General features: G+C 63.5%; 16 protein-coding genes and 1 other RNA gene. 9 read left to right on the top strand and 8 right to left on the bottom strand.

The genetic code is table 11. The features are described from left to right. The first annotated feature begins 132 nt into the window (after nucleotides 1-132). The 5 genes from zipA (at nucleotide 133) to PC358_RS10425 (ending at nucleotide 6,023) form a co-directional block, all read left to right on the top strand. The gene (gene zipA / locus PC358_RS10440; protein WP_033699369.1) at nucleotides 133-1,014 is read left to right on the top strand and encodes a cell division protein ZipA; all 882 of its coding nucleotides are present in this window, start codon (nucleotides 133-135) and stop codon (nucleotides 1,012-1,014) included. A 236-nt stretch (nucleotides 1,015-1,250) separates the two neighbouring features. Then, nucleotides 1,251-3,581, top strand: coding sequence for an NAD-dependent DNA ligase LigA (ligA, locus tag PC358_RS10435; RefSeq protein WP_033699368.1), 2,331 nt, complete (start codon nucleotides 1,251-1,253; stop codon nucleotides 3,579-3,581). 276 nt (nucleotides 3,582-3,857) lie between these two features. Next, an RNA gene (gene ffs, locus PC358_RS27090) (signal recognition particle sRNA small type) lies at nucleotides 3,858-3,954 on the top strand. Nucleotides 3,955-4,207: 253 nt separating this feature from the next. Next, on the top strand, nucleotides 4,208-4,759 hold the full coding sequence (locus PC358_RS10430) for a GNAT family N-acetyltransferase (protein ID WP_033699367.1): 552 nt from the start codon (nucleotides 4,208-4,210) through the stop codon (nucleotides 4,757-4,759). 94 nt (nucleotides 4,760-4,853) lie between these two features. Further along, a complete protein-coding gene (locus PC358_RS10425) occupies nucleotides 4,854-6,023 on the top strand; it encodes an MFS transporter (protein ID WP_033699366.1) in 1,170 nt (389 codons plus the stop codon). On the opposite strand, the gene PC358_RS10420 is transcribed toward PC358_RS10425, so the two are convergent. After that, nucleotides 5,970-6,413, bottom strand: a complete 444-nt coding sequence (locus PC358_RS10420) for a helix-turn-helix domain-containing protein (protein WP_033699365.1) — start codon at nucleotides 6,411-6,413, stop codon at nucleotides 5,970-5,972. The genes PC358_RS10425 and PC358_RS10420 overlap by 54 nt on opposite strands. Nucleotides 6,414-6,506: 93 nt before the next feature. Here PC358_RS10420 and PC358_RS10415 point away from each other — a divergent pair, with 93 nt between their 5' ends. After that, on the top strand, nucleotides 6,507-6,980 hold the full coding sequence (locus PC358_RS10415; protein ID WP_413787216.1) for a DUF2938 domain-containing protein: 474 nt from the start codon (nucleotides 6,507-6,509) through the stop codon (nucleotides 6,978-6,980). An 861-nt stretch (nucleotides 6,981-7,841) separates the two neighbouring features. Here PC358_RS10415 and PC358_RS10410 read toward each other — a convergent pair. Beyond that, complete coding sequence (locus tag PC358_RS10410; protein WP_033699363.1) at nucleotides 7,842-8,618, bottom strand: substrate-binding periplasmic protein; 777 nt, start codon at nucleotides 8,616-8,618, stop codon at nucleotides 7,842-7,844. A gap of 123 nt (nucleotides 8,619-8,741) precedes the next feature. Here PC358_RS10410 and dnaX point away from each other — a divergent pair, with 123 nt between their 5' ends. The 3 genes from dnaX to recR all read left to right on the top strand — a co-directional run bounded on the left by dnaX (nucleotide 8,742) and on the right by recR (nucleotide 11,905). Continuing rightward, complete coding sequence (gene dnaX / locus PC358_RS10405) at nucleotides 8,742-10,814, top strand: DNA polymerase III subunit gamma/tau (RefSeq protein ID WP_033699361.1); 2,073 nt, start codon at nucleotides 8,742-8,744, stop codon at nucleotides 10,812-10,814. A 64-nt stretch (nucleotides 10,815-10,878) separates the two neighbouring features. After that, complete coding sequence (locus tag PC358_RS10400) at nucleotides 10,879-11,214, top strand: YbaB/EbfC family nucleoid-associated protein (RefSeq protein ID WP_008093501.1); 336 nt, start codon at nucleotides 10,879-10,881, stop codon at nucleotides 11,212-11,214. Between the two features lie 88 nt (nucleotides 11,215-11,302). Beyond that, nucleotides 11,303-11,905 carry a recombination mediator RecR gene (gene recR, locus PC358_RS10395; protein WP_033699359.1) on the top strand — a complete coding sequence of 201 codons (603 nt, stop codon included), beginning with the start codon at nucleotides 11,303-11,305 and terminating at the stop codon, nucleotides 11,903-11,905. Nucleotides 11,906-12,048: 143 nt separating this feature from the next. Here the strand turns inward: recR and PC358_RS10390 are convergent, their stop codons facing one another. The 6 genes from PC358_RS10390 to PC358_RS10365 all read right to left on the bottom strand — a co-directional run bounded on the left by PC358_RS10390 (nucleotide 12,049) and on the right by PC358_RS10365 (nucleotide 18,410). Next, complete coding sequence (locus PC358_RS10390; protein ID WP_033699357.1) at nucleotides 12,049-12,597, bottom strand: adenine phosphoribosyltransferase; 549 nt, start codon at nucleotides 12,595-12,597, stop codon at nucleotides 12,049-12,051. A gap of 53 nt (nucleotides 12,598-12,650) precedes the next feature. After that, nucleotides 12,651-13,385, bottom strand: coding sequence for a Crp/Fnr family transcriptional regulator FnrA (fnrA, locus tag PC358_RS10385; RefSeq protein ID WP_033699356.1), 735 nt, complete (start codon nucleotides 13,383-13,385; stop codon nucleotides 12,651-12,653). Nucleotides 13,386-13,571: 186 nt separating this feature from the next. Beyond that, the gene (gene hemN, locus PC358_RS10380) at nucleotides 13,572-14,954 is read right to left on the bottom strand and encodes an oxygen-independent coproporphyrinogen III oxidase (RefSeq protein WP_033699355.1); all 1,383 of its coding nucleotides are present in this window, start codon (nucleotides 14,952-14,954) and stop codon (nucleotides 13,572-13,574) included. 105 nt (nucleotides 14,955-15,059) lie between these two features. Continuing rightward, nucleotides 15,060-15,743 (bottom strand): sulfite exporter TauE/SafE family protein, encoded by a 684-nt coding sequence (locus tag PC358_RS10375; RefSeq protein WP_033699354.1) that lies wholly within the window; start codon nucleotides 15,741-15,743, stop codon nucleotides 15,060-15,062. Then, nucleotides 15,736-15,951 (bottom strand): cbb3-type cytochrome oxidase assembly protein CcoS, encoded by a 216-nt coding sequence (gene ccoS, locus PC358_RS10370; protein ID WP_033699353.1) that lies wholly within the window; start codon nucleotides 15,949-15,951, stop codon nucleotides 15,736-15,738. Before ccoS ends, PC358_RS10375 begins: the two co-directional genes overlap by 8 nt. A 14-nt stretch (nucleotides 15,952-15,965) precedes the next feature. Further along, nucleotides 15,966-18,410, bottom strand: a complete 2,445-nt coding sequence (locus PC358_RS10365) for a heavy metal translocating P-type ATPase (protein WP_033699352.1) — start codon at nucleotides 18,408-18,410, stop codon at nucleotides 15,966-15,968. Nucleotides 18,411-18,461 lie beyond the last annotated feature (51 nt).

Genomic DNA, 18,461 nt, shown 5'->3' with positions numbered 1-18,461 from the left:
GGTCGTGCTAGCTTAATGTCACTCGTTTTTTGCGTGGGTAAAACGCCTGTCAGAACATAGAGTTGGCGCCACGTGTTAAAGGGCTTTGAACCCTTTGTTTTCAAGCATATTTTTATAGAGGCACGGGATTACATGGAAATCGGTCTGCGCGAGTGGCTGATCCTCATCGGCATCATTGTCATTGCCGGTATTCTTTTCGACGGCTGGCGCCGCATGCGCGGCGGAAAAGGCAAGTTGAAATTCCGCCTGGATCGCAGTTATACCAACGCCCCCGACGAAGAGGGCGGTGCCGAAGTGCTCGGCCCGTCGCGGGTGTTGGATAACCATAAAGAGCCAGAACTGGACGAGAGCGACCTGCCCTCGCTCAGTGCGTCGTCGCGTGATCGCGAGCGCGAGCCCAAGCCGGTCAAGGCCAGCAAACGTGGCAAACGTGCCGCAGAAGTGCCGCAGGGTGACCTGAACCTGGTGGCCGAATCGCGCGAGCCTGACCTGTTTGCCGATACCGATGATGACTTTGCTGCCGACAACAACCGCAACAGCGGTGCGTCGTCCGCCAATAACACGGTCAAGGAATTGCCCCCCGCTGAAGAAGTGCTGGTGATCAGCGTTATCTCCCGCGACGAGGGTGGCTTCAAAGGGCCGGCGTTGCTGCAGAACATTCTCGAGAGCGGCCTGCGTTTTGGCGAGATGGACATCTTCCACCGCCACGAGAGCATGGCCGGCCACGGCGAAGTGCTGTTCTCCATGGCCAACGCGGTGAAGCCCGGTATTTTCGACCTGGACGATATCGACCACTTCAGCACCCGTGCGGTGAGCTTCTTCCTGGGCCTGCCGGGCCCGCGTCATCCGAAGCAGGCGTTCGACGTGATGGTTGCAGCGGCGCGCAAGTTGGCCCATGAGCTCAATGGTGAACTCAAGGATGATCAGCGCAGCGTGCTGACCGCCCAGACCATCGAGCATTACCGCCAGCGCATCGTCGAGTTCGAGCGCCGCGCGCTGACCCAGAAACGCTGATAGTTCCAGACAAAGAGCAGCCTGTGGGCGCGCTGGTCGGTTCAGGTTTTGAGTGTGCCTGTACCGACCCTTTCGCGGGTCAAGCCCGCTCCCACAGGTACACCGTAAGCCTTGCAGGCAGTGGTGTACCTGTGGGAGCGGGCTTGACCCGCGAAAGGGTCGGCATTGACAACCTCAAACCCTGTTCTGGCACGGTGCCCCAAGGCTGCTTTTTGCTTTGCAAGAGACCCTGACCCATGAACGCCGAATCCCGAATCCACGCCCTGCGCGCCGCACTCGACCAGCATAACTACCGCTACTACGTGCTCGATGAGCCCAGCGTGCCCGATGCCGAATACGACCGCCTGTTCAACGAACTCAAGGAGCTGGAGGCCGAGCATCCGCACCTGGTGACACCCGATTCGCCTACCCAGCGTGTTGGTGGTGGCGCGTTGGCGGCGTTGAGGAAGGTACGTCACGAGATACCAATGCTCAGTCTGGGCAACGCATTCGATGAAGCTGATATGCGTGAATTCGGTCGTCGTGTGGCCAATGGTCTCGAACAGTCCGGCTCCGTGGACTTCAGTTGTGAGCCCAAGTTTGACGGTTTGGCGGTGAGCTTGTTGTATCGGGGGGGGCGTCTGGTGCGGGGGGCCACTCGTGGTGACGGTACGACCGGCGAAGATATCACCGCCAATGTTCGCACCGTGCGTAACATTCCGCTGAAGCTACAGGGCGTAGGCTGGCCTACCGTGCTTGAAGTGCGCGGCGAGGTATATATGAGCAAGGCGGGTTTTGAGCGTCTTAACGCTACCCAGGCCGAAGCAGGGGGCAAAACCTTCGCTAACCCACGAAATGCCGCTGCTGGCAGCCTGCGCCAGCTGGATTCTAAAATCGCTGCTAGCCGGCCGTTGGAGTTCGGCACTTATGGTGTTGGTCAGGTCTCTGAGAGCGTCGGTGAAACCCAAATTTGCGTTCTGGAGCAGCTCAAACAATGGGGCCTTCCGATTTGTAGCGAAGTCAAGCACGCTGCGAACATCGAGGAGTGCCTGGCGTACTACCGCGACATCGGCGAGCGCCGCAACAGCCTGCCTTACGAAATCGACGGTGTGGTGTTCAAGGTCAACAGCCTGGCGTCCCAGCGTGAGCTGGGCTTCCGCGCCCGCGAGCCGCGCTGGGCGATTGCCCACAAGTTCCCGGCCATGGAAGAGCTGACCGAAGTGCTGGATGTCGAATTCCAGGTCGGCCGCACGGGGGCGGTAACCCCTGTGGCGCGTCTGAAGCCGGTCAAGGTGGCTGGTGTGACCGTGTCCAACGCCACCCTGCACAACATGGACGAAATCGCCCGCCTGGGCCTGCGCATCGGCGATACGGTCATCATTCGCCGGGCCGGTGATGTCATCCCGCAAGTCATGCAAGTGGTGCTCGAGCGCCGTCCCGAAGATGCCCGCCCGGTCGAAGTGCCGAGCGAGTGCCCGGTGTGTGGCTCGCAGGTCGAGCGTACCCAGCTGGTCAAACGCAGCAAGGGCAAGGAAACCACCAGCGAAGGCGCGGTGTACCGTTGCGTCGGCCGGCTGGCCTGTGGCGCTCAGCTCAAGCAGGCGATCATCCACTACGTTTCGCGCCGCGCGATGGATATCGACGGCCTGGGCGAGAAGAGTGTCGAGCAGTTGGTGGACGAAGGGTTGATCGGCTCGCCGGCGGACCTGTACAAGTTGGAATTCGACCAGATCGTTGGCCTGGAAGGGTTTGCCGAGGTGTCCAGCAAGAAGCTGCTGGATGCCATCGAAGCCAGCAAGCGCCCGAGCCTGGCGCGTTTCATCTATGCCCTGGGTATCCCGGATGTGGGTGAAGAGACTGCCAAGGTGCTGGCGCGCTCGCTGGGTACGCTGGAGCGGGTGCAGCAGGCCCTGCCGCAGGTGCTGACCTACCTGCCGGACATCGGCCTTGAAGTGGCTTACGAGATCCACAACTTCTTTGAAGACGAACACAACTGCAAGGTCATCGAACAGTTGCTCGCGTGTGGCATGCAATTGCAGGACGAAGGCGACCTGGCCGCCGAGTTTGCTGCCAGCACCACCTTGGCTGGGATGATCGCCAAGCTCGACATTCCCTCGGTCGGCCCGACCGGCGCTGAAAAGCTGGTGGCCAAGCTCGATAGCCTGGACAAGATCATCGCTGCCGATGGCATCGACTTGCGCCAGGCCTTGGCTGCCAAGCAGGCCGAGGCGGTGCGCGAGTTCTTCAAGGACGAAGCGAACCAGAAGCTGGCGCGGGCCATCGAGGCCCAGTTGCTGGCGTTCGGCATGCACTGGCACAGCGAGAAGAAAGTCGCCGAAGGGCTGCCGCTTGCGGGGCAGACCTGGGTGTTGACCGGCACCCTGGAGCGCATGAGCCGCGACATTGCCAAGGAGAAGCTGGAAAGCCTTGGCGCCAAGGTTGCCGGTTCCGTTTCCGGCAAGACCCACTGCGTGGTCGCCGGCCCAGGCGCGGGCTCCAAGCTGGCCAAGGCCAGTGAGCTGGGGGTGAAGGTGCTGGACGAAGACGCGTTCATTGCCTTCCTCGGCGAGCAAGGCATCACCCTCTGACCCTGCGCGGACCTTGTAGGAGCGGCCTTGCGTCGCGAAAGGGGCGCGAAGCGGCCCCAGCACTCTCTGCGGCGAAGCTGAAATCCAGGGGCCGCTTCGCGCCCCTTTCGCGACGCAAGGCCGCTCCTACAAAGGCCGTCGTTCGCCAAGGTACCCCCAGATTCAAACAAGTCATTGAGAAATGATGACTTTTTCTCCGGCCAGAGGTTGTAACTTCGCCTCAGACCGGTACAATGGCGCGGCTCGCTGCTTAGCGAGTCGCGTTAGTGGTGGCCCCATCGGTCCCCCCGCATTGATTACCCGTTAACCTGGTCAGGCCCGGAAGGGAGCAGCCATAGCGGGAACATCGAGTGCCGGGGTGTGGCTGGGGGGGCCGCCTCCATTTCTGGGGTCCTAAAACCTCAGCCTGTCAGGCTAAGGCCTTCCCTCTGGCCTGTTCTGCGCTCCTGCTGTTGCCAACTTCTCCAATCGCTGAAATTCAAGACTGCCACTTTCGGACACGTTGCCGCGCTCGGGTTGCTCTCATGCACGTTGTAGCCGCTGGGCAGTTGAGAATATCCGGACGCTATGTAAGGGTTGGGGTGCGCCTGCATCCCAGATCGCCTGCATGAATGGATTCCGCGAAAATGCACAGCCTTCCAATCCTCGAAACTCCGCGCCTGATACTCACGCCGCTGCAGCTCGGCGACGTGGATGCCATTCAGCAACTGTTCCCGCACTGGGACATTGTTCGCTACCTGGACAGCCGCGTGCCTTGGCCTTACCCAGAAGACGGCGCGCTGCTCTACGTCCGAGACATCGCATTACCCGCCATGAACGCCGGGTGTGAATGGCATTGGATGATTCGCCTGAAGACGGAGCCTGCGCAGATCATCGGAAGCATCAGTCTCTATGACCAGCCGGGCAACAACCGTGGCTTTTGGCTTGCACAGGCATGGCAGAAAAACGGCTACATGCGGGAGGCCTGCAGGGTCATCAACCACTACTGGTTCGAAACGCTTGGGCGTTGCGTCATGCAGGTGCCCAAGGCTGCGTGCAATGACCGATCGCGCAGTGTTTCCGTGCACGAAGGCATGCGGCTGGTGGGAACTGAAGAGGGCCATTTCGTCTGTGGCCCCGTGCTCAAGCAGATCTGGGAGTTGAGCCGCGATGAGTGGCATCGACGTGGCGGCCGTTAGGTAATGAAGTGACGATCTCAACGTAAGCAAATGCTTGCCTTTGCCTGTGCCTTGCCGTGATAGAAAACAGCACCTACCCGCAAGGACTGCTTTCATGAAGTTTCAGCCATTCACGGTGTTCTGCATCGCGTGCTTCCTGCTGTCCATCAGCTATGGCACGACGTTCCTGCTCTCGATGCTGGTGCAGACGCTGGGCGGGACTGCAAGCGATGCCGGGCAGGTATTCGCTGTTGCCATGCTAAGTACGTTGCTCTCTGTGCTCGGCTCGGGGCACCTGCTGCAGCGCTTTGGCGCTGCTCGCAGCATCGCTGTGGGGGCGCTCTGCCTGGTCGGGTCATCAGTGGGCTTTGCCATGGTCTCAAGCCTGGGCATCGCTTTGTTGGCATGCGGCTTGATGCTTGGCATCGGCTGGGGGGTGTTCTACACCATTGGCCCCATCATGGTGACGCAAATGGTCGAGCCCACACGCCGTACCCATTGTTTTGCACTGCTCTCTGGCAGCATGCTGACCGGCATTGGCACCGGGCCCTTGCTGGGCAAGTTCGCCGCTTTCGTTGCACTGCCTACCCAGCTCGCGTTCTGGGTGGCGGCGTGCGCTGCAGGGTTGGCGGGGTTGTACTTTGCTTGGCTCGCTTCGACTTCTCAGGGGCGGCGACCTGCTGAGAAGGTGCAAATCGGGTTGGCGTCCGCGCTCAAAGTGATGAGCTCGCGCTCTGGGCTGTCGATCCTGATGGTAGGGCTGGGCGGGGCAATCTTCGGCACCATGGGCAGTTTCCAGACCAGTTATGCCGCTCGCCTGGGGCTTGATTACTCGACCTTCTTCATTGGCTTCATGGGCGCTGCGATCGCCTGCAGGCTCCTGCTGGCCGGCTGGGTCGTGAAGCAAAACCCGCTGGCGACCTCCTGGGTTCTAACCTTGATCATGGCAACGGCCGTGCTGGGGTTCGACCAGTGGGTGCACAGTACGGAAAGTTATCTGGCCATGGCCGTTCTTCTGGGCGTGGGTTACGGCCTGAATTACTCGGTGATCAACGGGCTGGCTGCCAACGAGGCACCGGCAGGGCTTACGGCACAAGCGCTGCTGCTGTTCAGCTTGTCGTATTTCATCGGAGTGTTCGGGTTCCCCTACGTCGCCAGCCAATTGATCACGCAGCTTGGGATCAGCGCGATGATGCTGAGCATTGAAGGCGTGGCGTTCCTGGTCGTAGGGCTAAGTACGGCCAGATGGCTGGCTTCGCGCTTTTCCAGGCCTGCTCTGGTGTAGGTGTTTTTCCCCAAGGGCGCCTGCTGCTGACAGCTTCATCAAACGCTGAAATTTCGGACAGGCCAGGTGATCTACCTCAGGGCACTGCGCTGCATGCCGCAGCCCCTTGCTCATGGCCTGCAAGCGTTTGACCCGGGTATCGATTTCGTCCGCCTTGGCTATCAGCATCTGTCGATCGACCTGAAGGTCCACCAGCATCGCCCCGACCTCATCCAGGGAAAACCCGGATGCCTGCCCCAAGGCGATCAGTGCCAGCCTATCCGCAATGTCGGCGGCGAACTGGCGCCGCTGGCCACGCCCGGCGAGCGACGTGAGCAGGCCTTTCTTTTCGTAGTAACGCAGGGTCGACGCAGGGACGCCTGTGCGTTTGGCGACATCGGCAATGTCCATCGAGGTCCTTGACTTGAAGTTGACTTCAACTTCTATGCTGCGCGGCAGGTAACTGAACGTCAATCCTAGGGGGCTGAATCAATGACGCTTGCCATGCTACAAGCCGCTTTGCTGATCGGGGTCGGCGCCACCGTGATCATGGACCTATGGGGGATGCTGCTGCGGCGCTTGGGCATCGCCACCTTGAATTTCGCCATGGTCGGGCGTTGGGCGGGGCATTTGATGAAGGGGCGAGCGCGGCATGAGGCGATTGCCAAGGCGGAGCCTGTGGCCAACGAGGTGGCCTGGGGTTGGCTGATTCACTATGGCATCGGTGTGCTGTTTGCGGTGATGTTGGTCGGGATGGTCGGGGAGGGCTGGCTGGGTGCGCCGACGCTGTGGCCTGCGCTGGCGTGGGGTGTGGTGACAGTGGCGGCGCCGCTGTGCTTCATGCAGCCGTTGATGGGGGCAGGGTTCTTTGCCTCCAGAACGCCGACGCCTGGGCGTAACTGCCTGAAGAGTCTGGTGACGCATTCGGTGTTTGGGGTTGGATTGTTTTTGAGTGCGGTTGTGGTTGCGATTGATTGAAAGGGCGTTAGCGGTAGGGCTTTGGATGTTGGCGGGGCTGGGGGCAGGGCGTGAGTTTTGTGTGGCCGTTGAGATCGAGCGCCGCCCGCGCGGCGCTTCGCGGGGCAAGCCCGCTCCCACATTTGTTTCGGGCCAATTATCCCTGAAGCATTAGCGCGCGGCCCTTTGGTGCCCGCCTCAATATCGCGTCGGACAAACAAGGGGGCGCGCGCCTCTATTACAGGCGATACCGGCCCGAAACAAATGTGGGAGCGGGCTTGCCCCGCGAAGCGCCGCGCGGGCGGCGCTCGATCTTGTAGGCGACATAGCGCTTCCGGCGGACACCTGTCAGCGCCAACGCGCTCTAAAACCAGGAATGTTCCTACGCTTCTCTAGCCGATTTCCCGGCGCCCTGTAAGGCTCGCAGAAATATCCTACGCATCCCGTCGACTCGCGTTTGATTGTCCTGGGGAACCCCACCCCATAGGCTTTTGCGGTCGCTGTCGGTTCAGCGATCGGGTGTGGAAACCCGAGGTGTACGGGACAGCTGTCAGTTATGGCGGCTGTGAGCGGGAGGTATTCGTACCTACCGGGTTTACCGTACGCCTGGATTTCCACCCCGCTTACAGCTGCCACCCCAATGTGTGGAAACGGAAGGATGCAGCCAAACCAGTACGGAGCTGTCATGAAAAAAATCGTCCCCGACCCACCCCATACGACCTGCCCCTGGGCAAGTCCCTTTCCCGCGCCATCAGCGAAGGCATCGTGCCAATGCACTTCGCGCTGATGAATGTCTCCCACTACCTGATGTTCGCCTACAGCGACAGCCGCCGAGTTGAGCGTCAGCACTGACCGATTGTCGCGCAGGGCGCAAGGCCGCTATCACATCATCACGGCCTTGGCGCTGCGGCATTCCCGGCATACCCCCGCAGCCCCATACCGCTGGCTGATCCGCTCGATCTCCCCCGTCTGTTTTATGCGCACCAGCGCCCTGAGCACCCCTTGCGTCGGTACCGCCGGGTCGCTGCGCACCATGCACCCCAGCTCCTGCTCCTCCAGCACCGCCAGCACCTGCAACTGCTGCCCCGCTGGCAAGCTGTGGTTGAACCACTGCAACGACAGTTCATTGCTCACCGCATGCAGGTACCGCCCCGCATGCAGCTTCTGCAGGGCCAGCAGTTGGCTGCGGCTGTCTTCGCGGTGCAGCCGGCCCTGTTCGAACAACGGCTGCAAAGTCGAATAGGCATAACCCAGCACGGTGCCGATGGCTTGCGGCGCCAGTTGTTCCGGGCGGGTGGGGCTGACTTCGCCAGCGCCGCCAACCAGCACGTCGCGCTGATGAATCAACGGGATGCTCCAGACATAATTGCCCGGCCGATCATGAAACCATTGGGGGCTGACATAGCAGCGCACGTCGATATCGCCGCTCACCATGGCCTCCTGTAGGCGCAGGCGTGCCAGTACGTGATACTCCGGGCGTACACCCGCTTCCCGGGCAATGGCCTGCATCAGGTCGAACAGCAAACCCTCCACCGGTTTGTCGCCTTCGACGCGCATCAGCGGCATGCTCCAGCTCTCGGCGACGGAAAAACGCAGCACCGGTTGTTCGGCCAGGCTGTGGGTGGCCCAGAGCAATAGCAGGGGCAACAGTCTTCGCAAGGCACATCCTCCCTGGATAGCGCGCCAGTTTCATAGCTTAGACCAGTCGCGCAGGGTGCAATTTCGGCCCCGCTCCGCTAGCATTAGCGATCTTCCGCTCGATCAGGCTACGATGGTTTTTCGATGAGTTATCAGGTTCTTGCACGAAAATGGCGTCCGCGCTCGTTCCGCGAAATGGTCGGCCAGGCCCATGTGCTCAAGGCCTTGATCAATGCCTTGGACAACCAGCGTCTGCACCATGCCTACCTGTTTACCGGCACCCGTGGCGTGGGCAAGACTACCATTGCCCGTATCATCGCCAAATGCCTGAACTGCGAAACCGGCATCACCTCCACGCCCTGCGGCACCTGTTCGGTGTGCCGGGAGATCGACGAAGGCCGCTTCGTCGACCTGATCGAGATCGACGCCGCCAGCCGTACCAAGGTCGAAGACACCCGCGAGCTGCTGGATAACGTGCAATATGCCCCGAGCCGTGGGCGCTTCAAGGTCTACCTGATCGACGAAGTGCACATGCTCTCGACCCACTCGTTCAACGCCTTGCTCAAGACGCTGGAAGAGCCGCCGCCCTACGTCAAGTTCATCCTCGCCACCACCGACCCGCAGAAATTGCCGGCGACCATCCTCTCGCGCTGCCTGCAGTTCTCGCTGAAGAACATGAGCCCGGAGCGGGTGGTCGAACACCTCAGCCATGTGCTCACCGCCGAAAGCGTGCCGTTCGAGCCCGATGCCCTGTGGTTGCTTGGCCGCGCCGCCGATGGCTCGATGCGCGATGCCATGAGCCTGACCGACCAGGCCATCGCCTTCGGTGAAGGCAAGGTGCTCGCCGCCGATGTGCGCGCCATGCTGGGCAGCCTCGACCACGGCCAGGTCTACGGGGTGTTGCAGGCACTGCTCGAAGGCGATGCGCGGGCGCTGCTCGAGGCCGTGCGCAACCTTGCCGAGCAAGGGCCGGACTGGAGCGGTGTGCTGGCCGAGATGCTCAATGTGCTGCACCGTGTCGCCATCGCCCAGGCGCTGCCAGAGGCGGTGGATAACGGCCAGGGCGACCGTGACCGCGTGTTGGCGCTGGCCCAGGCGCTACCGGCCGAGGACGTGCAGTTCTATTACCAGATGGGCCTGATCGGCCGTCGCGACCTGCCCTTGGCGCCCGACCCGCGTGGCGGCTTCGAGATGGTCCTGCTGCGGATGCTGGCCTTCCGCCCGGCCGATACCGACGATGCACCGAAGCCGGTGCTAAAGCCGGTGGGGATCAGCCAAGCCACAGCTGATCCTGCAACCCCGGTGGCAGCGGCGCTGGTGGCCCCTGCGCGGCCAGTCGCAGAGCCCGTGGTGCCGGTCGTCGCGCAAGCTGCGCCGGCCCCGGTCGCGCCGGCCGTCGAGCAGGTGCCTGCGGTTGCTCAGCCCGCGCCTGTCGTTGAGGCGCCCGTAGAGACCGCAGCACCGGCGCCGCAGCCCGCCGCCGAGGTCATCGACCTGCCTTGGGAAGAGCCTGTAGCGCCTATAGCGCCTGTGCAGCCGGTTGCTGCCGCCCCCGAGCCCGTTGTTGCGCCGCAGCCTGCCGTGGCCGAGCCACAGCGTGATCAGCCGGCCTACGACGAGCCGCCGTTCGACCCGTCCGCCTATGCTGCGGCGGGCATGGACCGTGATGACGAGCCGCCGGCGGACGAAGACTATTACATCGGTGACAGCGACCCGGTCGGCTTCAGTTACCTCGATGAACTGGCCGAGCATGTTCAGGAAGAGCAGGCCAAACCCGCTGCCGAACCGCTGCCTGCCGCCAAGCCGGCCACCGGCCTGGCCCTGCAATGGCTGGAATTATTCCCACAGTTGCCTGTCTCCGGTATGACAGGCAACATCGCGGCAAACTGTACGTTGATGGCCGCCGACGGCGACGACTGGCTGCTGCACCTGGACCCTGGCCAGGGCGCGCTGTTCAACGCCACCCAGCAGCGGCGTCTGAACGAGGCGCTCAATCAGCACCTTGGGCGTAACCTGAACCTGCGTATCGAGCTGATTCGCCCAGAGCAGGAAACCCCGGCCCAGGCGGCCTCGCGCAAACGTGCCGAGCGCCAGCAAGACGCGGTGGTGTCGATCGAGCAGGATCCGTTGATCCAGCAGATGATCAAGCAGTTCGGTGCCAAGGTGCGACAGGATACTATTGAGCCTGTAGAGGCCCTGGCCAATCAGGGCCAGTGACGGATAACCATGCGGCCGGCCCGGTGCCAGGCCGCATCACACGACCCAATCGAGGTATACCCCCATGATGAAAGGTGGCATGGCCGGCCTGATGAAGCAGGCTCAGCAGATGCAGGAAAAAATGGCCAAGATGCAGGAAGAACTGGCCAACGCCGAAGTGACCGGCCAATCCGGTGGTGGCTTGGTGAGTGTGGTGATGACCGGTCGTCACGATGTGAAGCGCGTCAGCATCGACCAAAGCCTGATGTCGACTGATGAAGACGACAAGGAAGTGCTCGAAGACCTGATCGCTGCCGCACTGAACGACGCGGTACGCAAGGTGGAGCAGAGCAGCCAGGAAAAAATGGGCGGCATGACCGCTGGCATGCAGTTGCCACCGGGCTTCAAGATGCCGTTCTGATCGACCTTTTGCGTCAAATGGGGAGTAACGGCCGTAGGGTCGTTGCTCCCTTGTTCATTCTGTTCCCCCGACTTGCAGGCCTGTCTACATGAGCTTCAGCCCACTGATCCGCCAACTGATCGACGCTTTGCGCACCCTGCCGGGTGTCGGCCAGAAAACCGCCCAGCGCATGGCCCTGCAGTTGCTCGAACGCGACCGCAGCGGCGGCCTGCGCCTGGCTCAGGCGCTGACCCAGGCCATGGAAGGGGTGGGCCATTGCCGCCAATGCCGCACCCTGACCGAGCAGGAACTGTGCCCGCAGTGTGCCGACCCGCGCCGTGACGACACGCAATTGTGTGTGGTCGAGGGGCCGGTGGATGTGTATGCGGTGGAGCAGACCGGTTACCGCGGCCGCTATTTCGTGCTCAAGGGGCACCTGTCGCCGCTCGATGGCCTGGGGCCTGAGGCGATCGGTGTGCCGCAGCTGATGGCGCGGATCGAAGCCCAGGGCACCTTTACCGAGGTGATCCTGGCGACCAACCCGACGGTGGAAGGGGAGGCAACGGCGCATTACATCGCCCAGTTGCTGAACGAGAAAGGCCTGGTGGCGTCGCGGATTGCCCATGGCGTGCCGCTGGGGGGCGAGCTGGAGTTGGTGGATGGCGGGACGCTGGCGCATGCCTTTGCAGGGCGCAGGCCGATTTCACTCTGATTTCAGATCTTGGGGCCGCTTTGCGGCCCATTCGCGGGACAAGCCCGCTCCCACAGGTGCTGCGGTGCCTGTAAGGCCTGCACAAAACCTGTGGGAGCGGGCTTGTCCCGCGAATGGGCTGCAAAGCAGCCCCGGTATGTAACTCAATTTTCGTTAAGCGAAAACTCGGTCAGGCAGAACGTCGGCACACCCGCCGCCTGCAGCCGGCGCGAACCTTCCAGCTCTGGCAGGTCAATGATCGCCGCCGCCTCAAACACTTGGGCCCCGGTACGACGCACCAGGTTCGCCGCCGCCAGCAGCGTGCCGCCAGTGGCAATCAGGTCATCGAAAATCAGCACCGAGTCGCCTTCACACAGGCTGTCGGCATGCACTTCGAGGAAGGCCTCGCCATACTCGGTCTGATAACCCTCGGAAAGCACGTCGGCCGGCAGCTTGCCTTGCTTGCGGAACAGGATCAGCGGCTTGTTCAACTGGTGGGCGATGATCGAGCCGATCAGGAAGCCGCGCGCGTCCATGGCGCCGATGTGGCTGAACTCAGCCTCGACATAACGCTCGATGAACTGGTCGGCGACATAGCGCAGCCCGCGCGGGGACTGGAACAACGGGGTGATGTCGCGAAAGATCACGCCCGGTTTGGGGAAGTCCACTACCGGGCGGATCAGGGCTTTGAGGTCGAAGGCTTCGCTGTGCATTGGTGCGGGTATCCTGGAAAAACGATTGCGCCAGTATACCCGTTAACCCAGGCTCAGGCGTCCATTGCACCGCCGGCCAGTGCACACAGCTGGATCGGGTCGAGGATATGCACTTCCTTGCCTTCGGCGCGCAGCAGGCCGTTTTGCTGGAAGCGGGTGAACACCCGCGACACGGTTTCCACCGCCAGGCCCAGGTAATTGCCGATTTCGTTGCGCGACATGCTCAGGCGGAACTGGTTGGCCGAATAGCCGCGGGCGCGGAAGCGCGCGGACAGGTTGACCAGGAAGGTGGCAATGCGTTCGTCGGCGGTTTTCTTCGACAGCAGCAGCATCATCTGCTGGTCGTCGCGGATCTCGCGGCTCATTACCCGCATCAACTGGCGGCGCAACTGCGGCAGTTGCACCGAGAGTTCGTCGAGGCGCTCGAAGGGGATCTCGCACACCGACGTGGTCTCCTGGGCCTGGGCTGACACCGGGTAGGCCTCGGTGTCCATGCCGGACAGGCCGACCAGTTCGCTGGGCAGGTGGAAGCCGGTGATCTGCTCTTCGCCGCTGTCGCTGAGGCTGAAGGTCTTGAGGGCGCCGGAACGTACTGCATAGACCGAGCCGAAATTGTCACCCTGGCGGAACAGGAACTCGCCTTTTTTCAGCGGCCGGCCACGTTTGACGATTTCATCCAGTGCATCCATGTCTTCCAGGTTGAGCGAAAGAGGCAGGCACAGGGGGGCCAGGCTGCAATCCTTGCAATGGGCCTGGGCATGTGGGCGCAGTTTAACTGGCTCGGACATTTTCAATCGATCCTTGTGGGAAAGCACACATAAGACGTAAGGGTAACTCACGGCGTAGGGTGTAGGCCAGCGTGCGCTATTGTGGTGCGTGCTGGCCAGGCCTCGGCGGGTGCGCGTCGAGGCCCTGTGTGTGCCCATAGTGTGCTGGCCAAAGGCGCTTGTCCATGCGGTCGAACGCCTCGCTTTTCAGATCACCCGAGAGAAGCGTTGGCGGTTGTGCATGGCCAGGTAGGCATCGAACACCATGCACACCGAGCGCGCCAACAGGCGGCCGGCAGGCAGGATGCGGATGCCCTTGTCGTCCAGGCTGATCAGGCCGTCCCGCTGCAAGGTCAGCAGTTCTGGCCAGAGGTCGTTGAAGTAGCCGCGAAAATCGATGGTGAACGCCTGTTCGATTGGTTCGAAGTCCAGTTCGAAATGGCAGATCAACTGCTGGATCACAGCCCGCCGCAGGCGGTCGTCGTGGTTGCACAGCAGGCCACGCTGGGTTGCCAGCTGGGCGTTGGAAAGGGAGTCCTGGTAGGTGTTGAGGTCGCTGCTGTTCTGGCAGTAGAGGTCGCCGATCTGGCTGATGGCGGAGACCCCCAGGCCGATCAGGTCGCAGTGGCCGTGGGTGGTGTAGCCCTGGAAGTTGCGTTGCAGGGTGCCTTCTTCCTGGGCCATGGCCAGCTCATCGTCAGGCAGGGCGAAGTGGTCCATGCCGATGTAGCGGTAACCGGCGGCGGTCAGCTGGTCGATGGTGGCATGCAGCATCTCCAGTTTCGCCGTCGGGCTCGGCAGGTCGTTGTTGTCGATGCGCCGCTGGGGCATGAAGCGCTCCGGCAAATGGGCATAGTTGAACACCGACAGGCGATCGGGCTGCAGGCGGATGACTTCCTCGACGGTACGCGCGAAGCCTTCTGGCGTCTGCTTGGGCAGGCCGTAGATCAAGTCCAGGTTGACCGAGCGGAACTGCAGGGTACGCGCCGCCTCGATCAGGGTGCGGGTCTGCTCCAGGCTTTGCAGGCGGTTGACCGCACGCTGCACGGCCGGGTCGAGGTCCTGCACGCCCAGGCTGACACGGTTGAAACCCAGCTCGCGAAGCAGCCCCATGGTCGACCAGTCGGCTTCGCGGGGGTCGATTTCAATGCCGTAGTCACCGGAGTCGTCGTCCAGCAGGTTGAAGTGCTGGCGCAGGGTCGCCATCAGCTGGCGCAGCTCCACCGGGCTGAGGAAGGTGGGCGTGCCGCCGCCGAAGTGCAGTTGTTCAACCCGTTGCTTTGGGTCCAGGTGGCAGGCGATCAGCTGGATTTCCTGCTCCAGGCGTTGCAGGTACGGCGCGGCGCGGCCGCGGTCCTTGGTGATGACTTTGTTGCAGGCGCAGTAGTAGCAGATGTTGGCGCAGAACGGCACGTGCACATACAACGACAGTGGGCGCACGGCACGACGGCTCTCGCGCAGGGCGTGCAGCAGGTCGAACGAGCCCACTTCGCTGTGCAGTTGCACGGCGGTCGGGTAGGAGGTGTAGCGTGGTCCGGCCAGGTCGTAGCGGCGGATCAGGTCGGTATCCCAACGTAGGTCGTCGAGCATGTGGGCGGTCCCCGGATAGAGCGAGCAGTGTCCGGAGTCTAGGGGCGTCTGTAGGAATCTGTGTTGATTTGTATCAAAAGCTGCTGGGGCTGCACAGCAGGCCTATCAGTGCCCCATCAGCCAATGCTGGTGCGGCCCGGGCAGCGTCCACAGGCCAAACAGGATGACCAGCAGCCCGCCCGCCATGCGCACACTGCGCCGCCGCAGCAGGCTGCTGACGCGCTCCGCCGCCAAGCCCGTCGCCAGCAGCACCGGCCAGGTGCCGAGGCCAAACGCAAGCATCAACGCCGCGCTGTACCCCGCATTGCCCTGGCTCGCAGCCCACAGCAAGGTGCTGTACACCAGCCCGCACGGCAGCCAGCCCCACAAGGCGCCCAGCAACAAGGCGCGGGGCAGGCTGGACACCGGCAGCAAGCGCGAGGCTACTGGCTGAATATGCCGCCACAGCCCTCTGCCCAAGGCTTCGATTCGCGTCAGCCCGCTCCACCAGCCCGCCAGGTACAGCCCCATGGCAATCAGCAGCAGCGCTGCCAGCACCCGCAGCGCCAGGGCTGCCAGGCTGCTGGCCACGGCCCAGCCTGCCAGGCCCAGCAACAGGCCGGCGCAGGCATAGCTGAGGATACGCCCGACGTTGTAGGCCAGCAGCAGGCGCAAACGCCGGCCGCGTTGCTCGGGCGGGATGGCCAGGGTCAGCGCGCCCATCAGGCCACCGCACATGCCCAGGCAATGGCCGCCGCCGAGCAGGCCAAGGATCAGCGCCGAGCCGAGCAGGGGAAGCAGATCAGGCACGGGGAGGGGGTTCCTTGTCGTCTTCGGCCGGGGTGTCGTCCGTTTTCACCGCAGCCTGGTGGCGCGGGTCCTGGTCGTCGAAGAGGATGCTGTGGGCAGGGCCGTCGAGGTCGTCGTACTGGCCGCTGTCCACCGCCCAAAAGAAGATGTAGACGGCAACACCGACCAGCAACAGGGCGGCCGGGATCATGACATAAAGGGCTGGCATCGGGCGGCTCCTGCTCAGGCGGTGGCGGGTTGCCGGTGGCTGCTGGTGGCCGGCGCAGCTGGCAGCCGGGTCAGGCGCAGGGCGTTGAGCACCACGATCAGCGAACTGACCGACATGCCGATGGCCGCCCACACCGGGGTGATCCAGCCGAGCGCGGCAAACGGCAACATGAGGCCATTATACAGGGTTGCCCACAGCAGGTTCTCGAGGATGTTGCGGCGGGTGCGGCGGGCCAGGTCGAAGGCCTGTACCAGTGCCTGCAGGCGGTTGGACAACAGCACCGCATCGGCGCTGGTCTTGGCCAGGTCGGTGGCGCTGCCCATGGCAATGCTGATGTCGGCAGCAGCCAGCACCGGCACGTCGTTGACCCCGTCGCCCAGCATCAGCACCTTGCGCCCTGCCGCCTGCAGCGCCTTGAGCCGGTCCAGTTTGTCGTCCGGGCGCAAGCCGCCGATGGCCTGGTCGATGCCCAGCTGTGCAGCCACCTCGGCGACCATGGGTGAACTGTCGCCGGACAGCAGCAGCGTCCGCCAGCCACGCGCCTTGCAGGCGGCGAGCAGGGCGGGGGCGTCGTCGCGCAGGCGGTCGTCCAGGCCGAACCAGGCCAGCGGCCCTTGACGATCGCCCAGCAGCAGCCATTGCCCACGTGGCTCGGGCACGCCGGGTATCTCGGCGCCACTCAGGGCGCAGACGAAGGTGGCCTGGCCGATGCGCAGGCGCTGGCCGTCGACCAGCCCCTCAAGGCCCAAGCCGGGTATTGTCTGCACATCGTCGGCAGGCGCGGCAGTGCGGCCGAACGCGCGGGCGATGGGGTGTTCGGAGCGGTTTTCCAGGGCGGCGGCCAGGGCCAGGCAACGGTCGGCGGCCAAGCCGCCCAGTGGGCGGATGCTGCGCAGGGTCAAGCGGCCTTCGGTGAGCGTGCCGGTCTTGTCGAAGATGACCGTGTCGATCTGGTTGAGGCCTTCGAGCACATGGCCGCGGGTCACCAGCAGGCCGAGTTTATGCAGGGTGCCGGTGGCGGCGGTGAGGGCCGTCGGGGTGGCCAGGGACAGTGCACACGGGCAGGTGGCTACCAGCATGGCCAGCACGATCCAGAAGGCCCGGCCCGGGTCCAGGTGCCACCACCACAGGCCGATGGCCACGGCGGCGATCAGGGTGAACAGCAAAAACCACTGCGAGGCGCGGTCGGCGATCTCGGCCAAGCGCGGTTTTTCGGTCTGCGCGCGTTCCAGCAAGCGGACGATGGCCGACAGCCGCGAGTCGTGGCCGAGGGCTTCGACCTCAATGTTCAAGGTGCTCTCGACGTTCAGCGTGCCGCCGGTGACCCGCTCGCCGACGCGGCGCGGTTGCGGCAGGTATTCGCCGGTCAGCAGTGACTCGTCGACACTGGAGCGGCCTTCGACGATGCGCCCATCGGCGGGTATTACCGCACCGGGCAGCACTTGCACCGTGTCGCCACGCTGCACTTCGCTGAGCAGGATGCGCTCGGCGCGGCCGAGGGTGTCCAGGCGCAGGCACGAGGCCGGCAGCAGGTTGACCAGTTGTGCGGTGGCCGCCGCAGTGCGCTCGCGGGCGCGCCGTTCGAGGTAGCGGCCGGTCAGCAGGAACAGGGCAAACATGCCCACGGTATCGAAATACAGCTCGCCGCTGCCGCTGATCGCCGTCCAGATCCCGGCGCCGAACGCCAGGGCAATGGCCAGCGAGACCGAGACGTCCATGGTCAGGTGGCGGGTGCGCAGGTCACGCGCCGCGCCCTTGAAGAAGGGCGCGCAGCTGTAGAACACGATCGGGATGGTGAGGAACAACGCGACCCAGCGCAGGATGGTGTGCAGCTCGGGTGAGAGATCGATGTTGAATTCAGGCCAGGTGGCCATGGTCGCCATCATCGCCTGGAACCACAGCAAGCCGGCGACGCCCAGGCGCCTGAGAGCGCTGCGGTTCTCGCGGGCCAGTTGTTCGGCGGCCTGGTCGGGTTGGTAGGGGTGGGCGGCGTAGCCGATCTGGCGCAGCTCGGCGAGCAGGCGCGAGAGCGCCAACTGGTTGTCGTCCCAGCTGAGCAGCAGGCGGTGGTTGGACAGGTTCAAGCGAGCTTCGGCGACCCCGGGCAGGTTGCGCAGGTGTTTTTCGATCAGCCAGCCGCAGGCGGCGCAACTGATGCCCTCGACCAGCAGGGTGGCTTCGGCCAGGTCGCCTGTATGGCGGACGAAGGTTTGCTGCACGTCGCTGCGGTCGTAGAGCGCCAGCTCATCCTGCAGTTGCCTGGGCAGCGCCTCGGGGTTGGCGCTGGTGTCGCTGCGGTGCTGGTAGTAGTGCTCCAGGCCCCCGGCGACGATCGACTCGGCCACCGCCTGGCAGCCCGGGCAGCAGAACTGTCGGGGTTCGCCGAGCACCACAGCGGTGAAGCGGTTGCCGCCGGGGACGGGCAGGGCGCAGTGGTAGCAGGGGGTGGGTTGGGTCATAAGGCAAGCACGCATTGAATTGAGTAGCGGGGACGGGGCCTGTGGGAGCGG

It is taken from the genome of Pseudomonas capeferrum (assembly GCF_000731675.1).
In the GTDB taxonomy this organism is placed as follows: domain Bacteria; phylum Pseudomonadota; class Gammaproteobacteria; order Pseudomonadales; family Pseudomonadaceae; genus Aquipseudomonas; species Aquipseudomonas capeferrum.
Note: the sequence above shows the minus strand (reverse complement) of the source record. Positions and strands in the feature narration are given on the sequence as shown.